The organism is Mycobacterium sp. NPDC050041 (assembly GCF_049541695.1).
In the GTDB taxonomy this organism is placed as follows: Bacteria; Actinomycetota; Actinomycetes; order Mycobacteriales; family Mycobacteriaceae; genus Mycobacterium.
Genome location: NZ_JBMVDG010000002.1, coordinates 56,895 through 68,655, shown reverse-complemented (window position 1 = coordinate 68,655; position 11,761 = coordinate 56,895). Strand labels below are relative to the sequence as shown.

Sequence of the window (11,761 nt, the reverse complement as noted above, 5' to 3'; positions counted from 1 at the left end):
ACAGAGATACAGGGAACCTCAGGGACATGACTATGAGCTCCGACGACGACAACATCGAGATCATCGGTGGTCCGGACGGCGACTCCGGCGACAACGACAGGTCACTGACGGACCTGGTGGAGCAGCCGGCGAAGGTGATGCGGATCGGCACGATGATCAAGCAGCTGCTCGAGGAGGTGCGCGCGGCGCCGCTGGACGATGCCAGCCGCAACCGGCTGCGCGACATCCACCAGACCAGCATCCGCGAACTCGAGGAGGGCCTGGCGCCGGAGCTGCGCGACGAACTCGACCGGCTCACGCTGCCGTTCCAGGAGGGCACGCCGTCGGACGCCGAGCTGCGCATCGCGCAGGCACAGCTGGTGGGCTGGCTGGAGGGGCTGTTCCACGGCATCCAGACCGCGTTGTTCGCCCAGCAGATGGCCGCCCGTCAGCAGCTCGAGCAGATGCGTCAGGGTGCGCTGCCGCCGGGTATCGCGGTGCCGGGACAGCGCGGCGGGCCGACGCAGCCCGGGACCGGGCAGTACCTCTAGGCCGTGACCGGTTTCTCCGAGCCGCGCATCGAGACGCGCAACGCGTGGGTGGAGTTCCCCATCTTCGACGCGAAGTCGCGCTCGCTGAAGAAGGCGTTCCTGGGTAAGGCCGGCGGGACGATCGGCCGGAACTCGTCGAACGTCGTGGTGATCGAGGCGCTGCGGGACATCACCATGTCACTGGAGCACGGCGACCGCGTCGGCCTGGTCGGCCACAACGGGGCTGGCAAGTCGACGTTGTTGCGGCTGTTGTCGGGCATCTACGAACCCACCCGCGGCTCGACCACCGTCACCGGCCGGGTGGCGCCGGTGTTCGACCTCGGCGTCGGCATGGACCCGGAGATCTCCGGATACGAGAACATCATCATCCGCGGCCTGTTCCTCGGCCAGACCCGCAAGCAGATGATGGCCAAGGTCGACGAGATCGCCGAGTTCACCGAGCTCGGCGAGTACCTGTCGATGCCGCTGCGCACGTACTCCACCGGCATGCGGGTGCGGCTCGCGATGGGCGTCGTCACCAGCATCGACCCGGAGATCCTGCTGCTCGACGAGGGCATCGGCGCGGTGGACGCCGAGTTCCTGCGCAAGGCGCAGACCAGGTTGGCGGCCCTGGTGGAACGGTCGGGGATCCTGGTGTTCGCCAGCCACTCCAACGAGTTCCTGGCCCGGCTGTGCAAGACCGCGATGTGGGTGGACCACGGCACGATCAAGATGACCGGCGGCATCGAGGACGTGGTGCGCGCCTACGAGGGCGAGGACGCTGCGCGGCACGTGCGCGAGGTGCTCGAGGAGGAGCGCGCGCGAGAGGACGCACGTGACTGAGCTAGTGATCGCGGTGGTGGTCACCCACCGGCGCCCCGATCCGCTGGCCCGGTCGCTCAAGGCGCTGGCCTCCCAGAGCCGCCCGCCGGACCACCTGATCGTCGTCGACAACGACTTCTCCGACTCGGACACCCGCGTACGCGATCTGGTGACCGGCCAGCCGGTGCCGTCGACCTATCTGGGCTCACGCCGAAACCTCGGCGGTGCAGGGGGATTCGCGCTCGGCATGCTGCATGCACTGGCACTGGGCGCCGACTGGGTGTGGCTGGCCGATGACGACGGCCGGCCTGCGGACGCCGACGTGCTGGCCACCCTGATGGCCTGCGCCGCCCGGCATTCGCTCGGCGAGGTGTCGCCGATGGTGTGCGACATCGACGACCCGTCGCGACTGGCCTTCCCGCTGCGCCGCGGGCTGGTGTGGCGGCGGCGGGTGGACGAACTGCGCGTCGACGGCAGCGGCGACCTGCTCGAGGGCATCGCGTCGCTGTTCAACGGGGCGCTGCTGTCCGCGGCCACCGTGGAGGCGGTCGGGGTTCCGGACCTGCGGCTGTTCGTCCGGGGCGACGAGGTGGAGGTGCACCGCAGGCTGGTTCGCTCCGGCATCCGGTTCGGCACCTGCCTGGACACCAGCTATCTGCACCCGTGTGGCAGCGACGAGTTCAAACCCATCCTCGGCGGGCGCATGCACACCCAGTACCCCGACGACGACACCAAGCGGTTCTTCACCTACCGCAACCGCGGCTACCTGCTGTCGCAACCCGGCCTGCGCAAGCTGCAGGTGCAGGAGTGGGTGCGGTTCGGCTGGTTCTTCCTGGTGTCGAAGCGGGATCCGGCGGGCCTGCGCGAATGGGTGCGGCTGCGCCGGTTGGGCCGACGCGAAAGGTTTTCTCGATGACGTTCACCGACGCGGCGGCCCAGTCGCGGACCTTCGGCAGGGCGTGGGGCGATCTGGCCGGCGGCTTCGGCAAGCGCGAGCTGTGGCTGCAGCTCGGCTGGCAGGACATCAAGCAGCGGTACCGCCGGTCGGTGCTCGGCCCGTTCTGGATCACGATCGCGACCGGCGCCACCGCCGTCGCCATGGGGCTGCTGTACTCCAAGCTGTTCAAGCTCGAACTGGCCGAACATCTGCCCTACGTCACGATGGGGCTGATCGTCTGGAACCTGATCAACGCCGCGATCCTCGAGGGGTCCGAGGTCTTCATCGCCAATGAAGGTCTGATCAAACAGCTTCCGACGCCGCTCTCGGTGCACGTGTATCGGCTGGTGTGGCGGCAGCTCATCCTGTTCGGCCACAACATGATCATCTTCGTGATCATCGCCGTGATCTACCCGAAGCCGTGGCACTGGACGGATCTCGCGGTCTTCCCGGCGCTGTTCCTCATCATGCTCAACTGCATCTGGGTGTCGCTGTGCTTCGGCATCCTGGCCACCCGCTACCGCGACATCGGGCCGCTGCTCGCCTCGCTGGTGCAGCTGCTGTTCTTCATGACGCCGATCATCTGGAACGAGGCGACGCTGCAGCAGCAGGGTGCGGGCAACTACGCCCGCCTCGTCGAGCTGAACCCGCTGCTGCATTACCTGGACATCGTGCGCGCGCCGCTGCTCGGCGCCGACCAGGAGCTGCGGCACTGGGTGGTGGTGCTCGTGCTGACGGTGATCGGCTGGATCCTGGCGGCGTTGGCCATGCGGCAGTACCGCGCGCGGGTGCCGTACTGGGTCTAGTGCGGCCGTTCCGGCGTACAGGCACTTCTCAGGCTTCCCGGCCGTTGTCGACATATGAGCATTCCGCCATATGAACCGCCGCCGTCCGCGTCGTCGTCCGGTGCCGGCACCCCGCTGCTGTGCCCGAAGTGCGCAGGGGTCATGAAGACCTACGAGCGCAACGGCATTCACCTGGAGCAGTGCGACACCTGCCGGGGCATCTTCCTCGACTTCGGCGAGCTCGAGTCGTTGACCCAACTGGAGAACCGGTTCGCCGCGCCGCCGCCACCGCCCCAGCAGCAGGGCTACGGCCAGAGCTACCCGCAGGGCTACGGCCAAAGCTACGGCCAGGGCCACGGACACGGCTACGACCAGGGGCCGGGCTGGGGCCACCGCGGCAACAAGCGCTACCGCAAGCAGGGCTTCGGCGGGCTGTTCTTCTCGAGCTAGCCCGTCACCATCCGAGCGCAGGCCGCCAGCAACAGGTCGTCGTCGGGCCGGTTGGCGGCGGCATGCACGACGGCCGCGCGGGCGAACGGTTCGAGCACCGGCCATGGATCGGCCGGCGCCGCGGGGACCGCGACGCCGCCGGCGTCCCGGTAGGCGTCGAGGAACGCCGCCCAGTCCGCATCCGGGATCAGCCCCGCCGCCCAGAACCCGGCCGGCCGCGCGAGGTCCCATGCGGGGTCGCCGACCCCGAGGTCGTCGATGTCGATCAGCAGCCACGGCGAGCCCGGCGTGCGGCGGCCGAGCTGGCCGAGGTGCCAGTCGCCGTGCACCAGCACCGCGGGCCGGTCGGCGCTGCCTGCCCGCCACGCCGCGTCGGGCAGCGCCGCCGCCGCCGCGTACACGACACCCCCGCCGCTCCGGCGCGCCCGGCCCACCGACCGGCGCAACCGGGCGGGCCAGCCGTGCGGCAGCCGGCGCTCCGGCCCGAGCGGCGGCTGGGCGTGCAGTGTCGCCAGCAGCCGGGCGGCGGCCGCCCACGGCAATCGGTCCGGTTCTTGGGCAACGATTTCCACCCGCGGCCAGCGTGTGCGCCAGCGGTCTCCCACCGGTTCCGGATGGTCGCGCAACGGCGCGAGCAGACAGCCCGGCCCCGACCCGGCGAGCCGGGTTGCCGCGTGCAGGCGCACGGTCAATGCCCTCGGGTCCGTCCCGGCCCGGTGCAGCTTGTGCACGACGTCGCCGACGACGTCGATCTGCGCACCGGACCGGGTCAGCACCCGTCCACCGTAATCAGCGACGCGGCAGCGGGTTCGGCGCGGCGAGGTTGATCCGGTTCCACGCGTTGATGGTCACCGCCATGGCGATCACCTGCGCCAGCTCACGCTCGGTGAACACCTCGGCCGCGCGGTCGTAGACCTCGTCGGGCACCTGACCGTGATGGGCCACCTCGGTGACCGCCTCGGCCAGCGCCAGAGCGGCCCGCTCGCGGTCGTCGAACAGGTCGCCTGCCTCCTCCCAGGCCGCGATCAGGGCCAGCCGCTGCTCGGTCTCGCCGAGCTTGCGGGCGTCGTGGACGTGCATGTCCAGGCAGAAAGCGCAGCGGTTGATCTGCGAGGCACGGATCTTCACGAGTTCGCCGATGAGCGGTTCGACGTCCTTGGCCGAAGCGTTCGACAGCTGCATCATCGCTTCGTAAATCTCGGGTGCGGCCTTGAACATCTTGATGCGGTTCGGCTTGTGGTCGATGGTGGCGGTGTCGAGTGTCTGTGTCATGCCGCCAACGCTAGTGCGGAAAAGCCCATCTTCATGGTTCAATCCAGCGGTGACTTCGTGGGCCAATTCGGGGGCGCGCGACCTGCACCTGGACCTGCGTGCGGTGCGCCCCGGCTCCCGCGGCGTGCGCGACCAGCTGATCGGCGCGCTGCGCGACGCCGTGCGGTCCGGGCGGCTGGCTGCGGGCACGATGCTGCCGCCGTCACGCTCACTGGCCGGCGACCTCGGACTGGCCCGCAACACCGTCGCTGAGGCGTATGCGGAGCTGACCGCGGAGGGCTGGCTGGCCTCGCGGCAGGGCGCAGGCACCTGGGTGGTCACCACGAACGCGCGCCGCCTGCCCACCCGGCCGCGCGGGACACCCGGGGTGCCCCGGCACAACCTGCAACCCGGCTCGCCCGACGTCGCCCAGTTCCCGCGGTCGGCGTGGCTGGCGTCCGCGCGCCGGGCGCTGACCAACGCACCCAACGAGGCGCTGCGGATGGGCGACGCCCGCGGCAGGCCCGAACTGCGCGAGGCGCTCGCCGACTACCTGGCCCGCGTGCGCGGGGTCCGCACCTCTGCGGAGACGATCGTCATCACCGCGGGCGCACGGCACGGCGTCGAACTGCTCACCCGGGTGTTCTCCCGAGCATCGCCGGGCAGGCCGATCGCCGTCGAGGCCTACGGCCTGTTCATCTTCCGCGACGCCATCGAGGCGCTCGGCGTCCCGACCGTCCCGATCGGCCTCGACGACGACGGCGCCCGGGTCGGCGAACTCGACGGCCTCGACACCCCCGCGGTGCTGCTCACTCCGGCGCACCACAATCCGCACGGCATGTCGCTGCACCCGGCGCGGCGCACCGCCGTCGTCGACTGGGCGCAGCGCACCGGCGGCTACCTGATCGAGGACGACTACGACGGGGAGTTCCGCTACGACCGCCAGCCCGTCGGCGCCGTGCACAGCCTCGGCCCCGACCGCGTGGTCTACATCGGCTCGGCCAGCAAGAGCCTGTCCCCGGCACTGCGGCTGGGCTGGATGGCGCTGCCCGACGACCTCGTCGAGCCGGTGCTCGACGCCGCGGGCGGCGAACAGTTCTACGTCGACACCATCGCGCAGCTCACCATGGCCGACTTCATCACCAGCGGCCAGTACGACCGGCACATCCGCCGGATGCGGCTGCGCTACCGCCACCGCCGCGACGCGCTGGTGGAGCGGCTCGCCCCGTTCGACGTCGGCGTCCGCGGGATGTCGGCCGGGATCAACCTGCTGCTCACCCTTCCCGACGGCACCGAACACGAGGTGCTGCGCCGGGCCGGCGAAGCGGGCGTCGGCGTGGCCGGCCTGACGCGGATGCGACATCCGCTGGCCGGACCCGACGTGCCGGAACCGGACGGCGTCATCGTCGGCTTCGGCACGCCCGCCGACCACGCGTTCCCGGCCGCGGTGGACGCGCTGTGCGGCGTCCTCACCGAGACGCTGCGGCGGTAGCGACCCCGTAAGCTGCCCGGGTGGCCGAACCCCCGATGCCGCCAGGCATGTCGCTGCGCACCCAGGTCTGGCGCTTCCTCGTCACCGGCGGGCTGTCGGCGGTCGTGGACTTCGGCCTCTACGTGCTGCTGCTGGAGTTCGGTCTGCACGTCAACGTCGCCAAGACGCTGAGCTTCATCGCGGGCACCACCACCGCGTACCTGATCAACCGCCGCTGGACGTTCCAGGCGCCGCCGAGCCGGGCGAGATTCCTCGCGGTGTGCGCGCTGTACGCCACCACCTACGTCGCGCAGGTCGGCATCAACTACGCGTTCTTCACCCTCCTGGAGGACAAGCCGTGGCGGGTGCCGGTCGCGTTCGTGATCGCCCAGGGCACGGCGACGGTGATCAACTTCGTGGTGCAGCGGACGGTGATCTTCCGGCTGCGCTGACCGGTTAGTCGGTGCCGCCGACGGTGCTGTCCAGGGCTTCCCCGCCCTCGTGGTCCTGCTGGTCGTAGACGTCGGCCGCCGCGCGCAGCTTGTCACCGAGTCCGGTGAGGTCGGCGCGCAGCCGCTCGGCCTGCGCCTCGAGGATGCCGACGAACTTCGAGAAGCCCGGCGTACCCGCCTGTTTCCACGCCGCCGTCTGACCGGAGATGCTGTCGGCCACCCCGGAGCGGCTCGACGCCGCCTCCTGCGCCACGACGCTCATCTGGTCGGCCGAGCGGCGCACCTCGGCGGTGTCGACCTCGATCTCACTCACCGGATGCCCTCGGGGGCCGGGCGGCGGCACGCGACGTAACCCTTGATCAACGACGCCTCCTTGGACCCCAGGCGCAGGGTGCGGCCGTCGTCGCTGCTGATCCGGACGTCGTGGTTGAACGAGGAGTCCACCATCGCCGAGACGTTGGTCAATCCCTCCGCGGCCACCACCCGCTGCACCGCGGGGAACACCAGGCCCCACTGCGCGTCGTCGAAGGAGATGTCGGAGATCATGTTCTGGGTGCTGACCGACAGCCCCTTCTGCCCGGTGGCCTCCTGCGTGCAGTCGGCCCAGTTCTCGTCGCGGTTCCACCGCCACGGCGCGCTCTCGGGAACCAGCCGGATCACCTCGTCGCGGACCCGCTCGATCAGGTCGACCATCTGCAGCCGGGCCTGCTCTGCGTCCGGGAGGTCGGCGAGTGCGGTCACGGGCACCTCCGCTGTCGCGCTCGGCGAGTCGCCATCGGCGCCGCCTCCCCCGCAGCCCGCCGCCACGAACACGGTGAGCAGCAGGGCCAGGAATGTCTTGGTCATCGCACCAGCCTGCTCTCCCCGTCCTTGAGCGGAACGTCCGCCAGCCCACCACCGATGATCGCAAGGTTGTAGGCCGGTGTGCGCAGCTGGTCCTCGTCGTATCCCGGGACCTCGACCGGGCGGGGGTAGTCCGAGTGGGCGACCGCGCCGGGACGGGGCACGCCGTCGTGGGTGACGGCAGCCTCCGACGACAGCTGTTCGAGCGGCAGCGTGAGCGGATTGGGTCCGAATGCGCCCAGGTCGCCCGCCGACGGATAGGGGATGCCCCATTTCGACGGGTCACCGGAGATCGGGTCGCCGGGCGCCGACATCACGTAGGCGTGGCCGTCGGCGAGGAACAGGTCCGACTCGTCGCTGATCGGCACGTGCGTCTGGTACGGCACGTTGCCGTGGTACTCGGTGGTGGTCTCGTCGGTGAAGCCGAGGCCCGGCGACCCGTAGAACGCCGCGTTGTCGACCACACCGGTCTCGCCGAGTTCGTTGAGCGCCTGCGCCGTGGTCAGCGAGCCGTAGGAGTGGCCGAAGGCCGACAGGTTCACGTCCGCACCGTGCTCGTTGGTGGCGTTGATGCCGCGGTAGAACTCGGCGAGATCCGGCGCGGCCTCGTTGGCCCTGCGGTCGGAGCCCGCCTCCAGGATCGAGATGTCGTCGGCCTGCGGCGGCTCGTATCCCAGCCAGGCGATGGTGGCGACCTCTTCGCCCTGCACGCCTGCGAGGTCCAGCTGGGTGGCTATCTCGGTGCGCAGAGCGCCCGCCTCGGTGACCATGCCGGGCACACTGTCGAGCGTCGTCCCCACCCCGGGCGCCGTCACCGTGACGTGCTCGGCCGTGTCGGGGTTGCCCACCGCGACGGCGGCCCGCGGCTCGCGGCCCTCCGGGAACTCCAGCAGCATCAGGTACTTCGGCGGGTCCTTGTCGCTCTTCTGTGCCAGCGAGTCCTTCAACCCCTGCAGCTCGGCCAGTCTGCCCTCACGGTCGGCCTTCATCCGGTTGTACTCCTGGACGGCACCCGCCGCGCCCCGGTCGGGCTTGATGCCCTGCTGCTGCAGATACTCCTGCAGGGTCGGCGGTAGCGCGTCGACGTCGCGCTGCGCCTCGGCGAGCTCCCGGTCCAGTTCGGCCCTGTTCACCTCGTCACGCGCGGGCACCGGAACGCCGTCGCGGTCGCCGATCCATTCCGGGTGCTCCGCCTTGACCCTGTTCTGCTCGTCCTCAGACAGCCCCTCCCACCACGCTCTGACGTGTTGCGGCGTCACCCCCTCACCCTCGGGCGGGGAGGGCGCCGACAGCCCGGAGTGGTCGCGGCCCATCTGCTGGGCGCCGGCGAAGTCGGTGGCCCCGTTGGCGGTGACGTCGCCCTCGGACAGGTTGGTGAACACCTCCGCACAGTCGGCGTCGACGTCCTCGGCCTGGTGGATCAGTGCCTTGGCCCGGATCTCGAGGTTCTCGGCGATGTTCTGGAGCTCTTCGCGGGTCTCCGGCGAACCGTGGACGGTGATGTCGCCGTTGTCCGCCAGCGTGAGCATCCCGCCCTGCGCCGCGACCTCGGCGCGGATCCTGGCCAGCTCCGACTGGAGCTCCGTCACCGCCTTGCCGGTCTCCTCGGCCAGCTGCGCCACCGCACCGATCACCGCGGCGTCGTCGAGGACCTTGCCCTTGCTCTCGCCGATCTTGCCGCGGGCGGCCTCGGCGGCGGGGGAATCCCAGCCCGGCAGCCGGGAGATCAGGTCGAGGTCCGATGCGACGCCCTCGACGGTCTTGAGTTCGTCGTTGAGCTCGAAGGCAATGGACTGCAGGGCACCGACGTTCCACGAGTCGATGTCGCTCAGCTGCATGCCCGGGCTCCCCACCTCGGTCATCGAGATTACCGGCGGCGCCGCGGGGGTCGGCGCACCAATTCGGTGCCCGCGCCGCGGGCGGTACCCTCGTCTCGATGTCTGGGACTACGGGTGTGACGAGCAGAAAGCTGACGGGCTGGGCCCGAACGGCGCCCAGCGTGGCCCGCGTGCTGTCGACCCCGGAGCCCGACGAGATCGCCAAGGCGGTGGTCGAGGCCGGTGAGCGCGGCGTCATCGCCCGCGGGCTCGGCCGCTCCTACGGCGACAACGCGCAGAACGGCGGCGGTCTCGTCGTCGACATGAATGCGCTGAACCGCATCCACTCGATGGATTCGGACACCCACGTCGTCGATGTGGACGGCGGGGTGAACCTCGACCAGCTCATGCGTGCCGCACTGCCCCTCGGACTGTGGGTGCCGGTGCTGCCCGGCACCCGGCAGGTCACCATCGGCGGGGCGATCGCCTGCGACATCCACGGCAAGAACCACCACAGCGCGGGCAGCTTCGGCAACCACGTCCGCTCGATGGACCTGCTGCTGGCCAACGGCGAGATCCGCAGCATCACCCCGGACGGCGCGGACGCCGACCTGTTCTGGGCGACCGTCGGCGGGAACGGGCTGACCGGCATCATCCTGCGCGCGAGGATCGCGATGACGCCCACCGAGACGGCCTACTTCATCGCCGACGGTGACGTCACCAGCAGCCTCGACGAGACCATCGCCTTCCACAGCGACGGCAGCGAGAACAACTACACCTACTCGAGCGCCTGGTTCGATGCGATCAGCCCGCCGCCGAAGCTGGGCCGCGCGGCCATCTCCCGCGGCTCGCTGGCGCGCCTCGACCAGCTGCCGGAGAAACTCCAGAAGAACCCGCTGAAATTCGATGCGCCGCAACTGCTCACGTTCCCCGACGTCTTCCCCAACGGGCTCGCCAACAAGTGGACGTTCGGGCCGATCGGCGAGCTGTGGTACCGCAAGTCGGGCACCTACCGCGCCAAGGTGCAGAACCTGACGCAGTTCTACCACCCGCTGGACATGTTCGGCGAGTGGAACCGGGCCTACGGCTCAGCGGGTTTCGGTCAGTATCAGTTCGTGGTGCCCACCGAGGCCGTCGACGAGTTCAAGGCGATCATCGTCGACATCCAGCGCTCCGGGCACTACTCGTTCCTCAACGTGTTCAAGCTGTTCGGCCCGGGCAACCAGGCGCCGCTGAGCTTCCCGATCCCTGGCTGGAACGTCTGCGTCGACTTCCCGATCAAGGCCGGGCTCAACGAGTTCCTCAACGGCCTCGACAAGCGGGTGCTCGAATTCGGCGGCCGGCTCTACACGGCCAAGGACAACCGCACCACCGCGGAGATGTTCCATGCCATGTACCCGCGGATCGACGAGTGGATCGCGGTGCGCCGCAGGGTGGATCCCGACGGCGTGTTCGTCTCGGACATGGCGCGCCGGCTCGAACTGCTGTAGCTCGGTCGCATCGGCGGTGGAGTGGCAGGGACAGAAAATCGGGACCCGAAAGGCGGCACGGTACCCTCTTGACTGATTCGATCCGCCGATGACACACCCGACGCTGGGAGCTGTACTGCATGGTGCTCGACGCCGTAGGTAATCCGCAGACCATCCTGCTGCTCGGAGGTACGTCGGAGATCGGCCTGGCCATCTGCGAGCGCTACCTGCGCAACGCGCGCGCCCGCATCGTGCTGGCCGACCTGCCCGACCACCCCGCCAAGGACAGGGCGATCGACGCCATGCGTGCCGCCGGCGCCCGGTCCGTCGAGTGGATCGACTTCGACGGGGTCGACACCACAAGCCATCCCGGCGTGATCGAGGCGGCCTTCGAGGGCGGCGACGTCGACGTCGCGATCGTGGCGTTCGGCCTGCTCGGCGACGCCGAGGAGCTGTGGCAGAACCAGCGCAAGGCGGTGCAGATCGCCCAGATCAACTACACCGCAGCGGTGTCGGTCGGCGTCCTGCTCGGGGAGAGGATGCGCGCGCAGGGCTCCGGCCGGATCATCGCGATGAGCTCGGCGGCAGGCGAGCGCGTGCGGCGGTCGAACTTCGTATACGGATCCACCAAGGCCGGCCTGGACGGCTTCTACCTTGGCCTCGGAGAGGCGTTGCGCGAGTACGGGGTTCGCGTGCTGGTGATCCGGCCCGGCCAGGTACGGACGACGACGACTATCCGGCACTGGGAGGCCACCGGGGCCAAGGAGGCGCCGTTCACCGTCGACAAAGAAGACGTCGCCGAGCTGGCCGTCACGGCGTCGACCAAGGGCAAGGACCTCGTGTGGGCGCCGGGGTTGTTCCGCTACGTGATGATGGTGCTGCGGCACATCCCGCGGCCGATCTTCCGCAAACTGCCGATCTGACGGTGGGCGGGAGCGGCGCGACCGGGGTGTCG

General features: G+C 69.9%; 14 protein-coding genes. 9 read left to right on the top strand and 5 right to left on the bottom strand.

Annotated elements, in window-relative coordinates; genetic code table 11:
* The first annotated feature begins 26 nt into the window (after positions 1–26).
* The 5 genes from ACPCHZ_RS05580 to ACPCHZ_RS05560 are packed head-to-tail and all read left to right on the top strand — an operon-like array spanning position 27 to position 3,503.
* Positions 27–530, top strand: a complete 504-nt coding sequence (locus tag ACPCHZ_RS05580) for a bacterial proteasome activator family protein (RefSeq protein ID WP_364982782.1) — start codon at positions 27–29, stop codon at positions 528–530.
* Positions 531–533: 3 nt separating this feature from the next.
* On the top strand, positions 534–1,352 hold the full coding sequence (locus ACPCHZ_RS05575) for an ABC transporter ATP-binding protein (protein ID WP_423483863.1): 819 nt from the start codon (positions 534–536) through the stop codon (positions 1,350–1,352).
* Positions 1,345–2,247 carry a glycosyltransferase gene (locus tag ACPCHZ_RS05570; protein ID WP_423483862.1) on the top strand — a complete coding sequence of 301 codons (903 nt, stop codon included), beginning with the start codon at positions 1,345–1,347 and terminating at the stop codon, positions 2,245–2,247. Before ACPCHZ_RS05575 ends, ACPCHZ_RS05570 begins: the two co-directional genes overlap by 8 nt.
* Positions 2,244–3,074 carry an ABC transporter permease gene (locus ACPCHZ_RS05565; RefSeq protein WP_423483861.1) on the top strand — a complete coding sequence of 277 codons (831 nt, stop codon included), beginning with the start codon at positions 2,244–2,246 and terminating at the stop codon, positions 3,072–3,074. Before ACPCHZ_RS05570 ends, ACPCHZ_RS05565 begins: the two co-directional genes overlap by 4 nt.
* Positions 3,075–3,128: 54 nt before the next feature.
* A complete protein-coding gene (locus ACPCHZ_RS05560; protein WP_423483860.1) occupies positions 3,129–3,503 on the top strand; it encodes a zf-TFIIB domain-containing protein in 375 nt (124 codons plus the stop codon).
* Here the strand turns inward: ACPCHZ_RS05560 and ACPCHZ_RS05555 are convergent.
* Together ACPCHZ_RS05555 and ACPCHZ_RS05550 are read right to left on the bottom strand one after the other, a co-directional pair.
* Positions 3,500–4,279: a phosphotransferase family protein gene (locus tag ACPCHZ_RS05555; protein WP_423483859.1), complete on the bottom strand. Its 780-nt coding sequence runs from the start codon at positions 4,277–4,279 to the stop codon at positions 3,500–3,502. The genes ACPCHZ_RS05560 and ACPCHZ_RS05555 overlap by 4 nt on opposite strands.
* Positions 4,280–4,292: 13 nt before the next feature.
* Entirely contained in the window at positions 4,293–4,775 is a 483-nt protein-coding gene (locus ACPCHZ_RS05550; protein WP_423483858.1) for a carboxymuconolactone decarboxylase family protein, read from the bottom strand.
* Between the two features lie 49 nt (positions 4,776–4,824).
* On the opposite strand from ACPCHZ_RS05550, the gene ACPCHZ_RS05545 reads away from it, so the two are divergent.
* Both ACPCHZ_RS05545 and ACPCHZ_RS05540 read left to right on the top strand, forming a co-directional pair.
* Complete coding sequence (locus ACPCHZ_RS05545; RefSeq protein WP_423483857.1) at positions 4,825–6,246, top strand: PLP-dependent aminotransferase family protein; 1,422 nt, start codon at positions 4,825–4,827, stop codon at positions 6,244–6,246.
* 35 nt (positions 6,247–6,281) lie between these two features.
* Entirely contained in the window at positions 6,282–6,677 is a 396-nt protein-coding gene (locus ACPCHZ_RS05540; protein WP_423484647.1) for a GtrA family protein, read from the top strand.
* Between the two features lie 4 nt (positions 6,678–6,681).
* Here ACPCHZ_RS05540 and ACPCHZ_RS05535 read toward each other — a convergent pair whose 3' ends face one another.
* Genes ACPCHZ_RS05535 through ACPCHZ_RS05525 form a run of 3 tightly spaced genes read right to left on the bottom strand, consistent with a single transcriptional unit; the run spans position 6,682 to position 9,382 of the window.
* Positions 6,682–6,990 carry a type VII secretion target gene (locus ACPCHZ_RS05535; protein WP_423483856.1) on the bottom strand — a complete coding sequence of 103 codons (309 nt, stop codon included), beginning with the start codon at positions 6,988–6,990 and terminating at the stop codon, positions 6,682–6,684.
* Positions 6,987–7,523 (bottom strand): LppA family lipoprotein, encoded by a 537-nt coding sequence (locus ACPCHZ_RS05530; RefSeq protein WP_423483855.1) that lies wholly within the window; start codon positions 7,521–7,523, stop codon positions 6,987–6,989. The genes ACPCHZ_RS05535 and ACPCHZ_RS05530 overlap by 4 nt, the downstream gene beginning before the upstream one ends.
* A complete protein-coding gene (locus ACPCHZ_RS05525; protein WP_423483854.1) occupies positions 7,520–9,382 on the bottom strand; it encodes an alpha/beta hydrolase in 1,863 nt (620 codons plus the stop codon). Before ACPCHZ_RS05525 ends, ACPCHZ_RS05530 begins: the two co-directional genes overlap by 4 nt.
* Positions 9,383–9,456: 74 nt before the next feature.
* Between ACPCHZ_RS05525 and ACPCHZ_RS05520 the strand changes: the two genes are divergently transcribed.
* Positions 9,457–10,827 (top strand): FAD-binding protein, encoded by a 1,371-nt coding sequence (locus ACPCHZ_RS05520; protein WP_423483853.1) that lies wholly within the window; start codon positions 9,457–9,459, stop codon positions 10,825–10,827.
* Between the two features lie 119 nt (positions 10,828–10,946).
* Positions 10,947–11,729: a decaprenylphospho-beta-D-erythro-pentofuranosid-2-ulose 2-reductase gene (locus tag ACPCHZ_RS05515; RefSeq protein ID WP_423483852.1), complete on the top strand. Its 783-nt coding sequence runs from the start codon at positions 10,947–10,949 to the stop codon at positions 11,727–11,729.
* The last annotated feature ends 32 nt before the right edge of the window (positions 11,730–11,761 follow it).

Coding starts and splice junctions, on each gene's coding strand:
- ACPCHZ_RS05550 (WP_423483858.1), bottom strand. CDS start 4,775: ATGACACAGACACTCGACACCGCCACCATCGACCACAAGCCGAACCGC.
- ACPCHZ_RS05580 (WP_364982782.1), top strand. CDS start 27: ATGACTATGAGCTCCGACGACGACAACATCGAGATCATCGGTGGTCCG.
- ACPCHZ_RS05560 (WP_423483860.1), top strand. CDS start 3,129: ATGAGCATTCCGCCATATGAACCGCCGCCGTCCGCGTCGTCGTCCGGT.
- ACPCHZ_RS05530 (WP_423483855.1), bottom strand. CDS start 7,523: ATGACCAAGACATTCCTGGCCCTGCTGCTCACCGTGTTCGTGGCGGCG.
- ACPCHZ_RS05515 (WP_423483852.1), top strand. CDS start 10,947: ATGGTGCTCGACGCCGTAGGTAATCCGCAGACCATCCTGCTGCTCGGA.
- ACPCHZ_RS05540 (WP_423484647.1), top strand. CDS start 6,282: ATGCCGCCAGGCATGTCGCTGCGCACCCAGGTCTGGCGCTTCCTCGTC.
- ACPCHZ_RS05525 (WP_423483854.1), bottom strand. CDS start 9,382: ATGACCGAGGTGGGGAGCCCGGGCATGCAGCTGAGCGACATCGACTCG.
- ACPCHZ_RS05565 (WP_423483861.1), top strand. CDS start 2,244: ATGACGTTCACCGACGCGGCGGCCCAGTCGCGGACCTTCGGCAGGGCG.
- ACPCHZ_RS05520 (WP_423483853.1), top strand. CDS start 9,457: ATGTCTGGGACTACGGGTGTGACGAGCAGAAAGCTGACGGGCTGGGCC.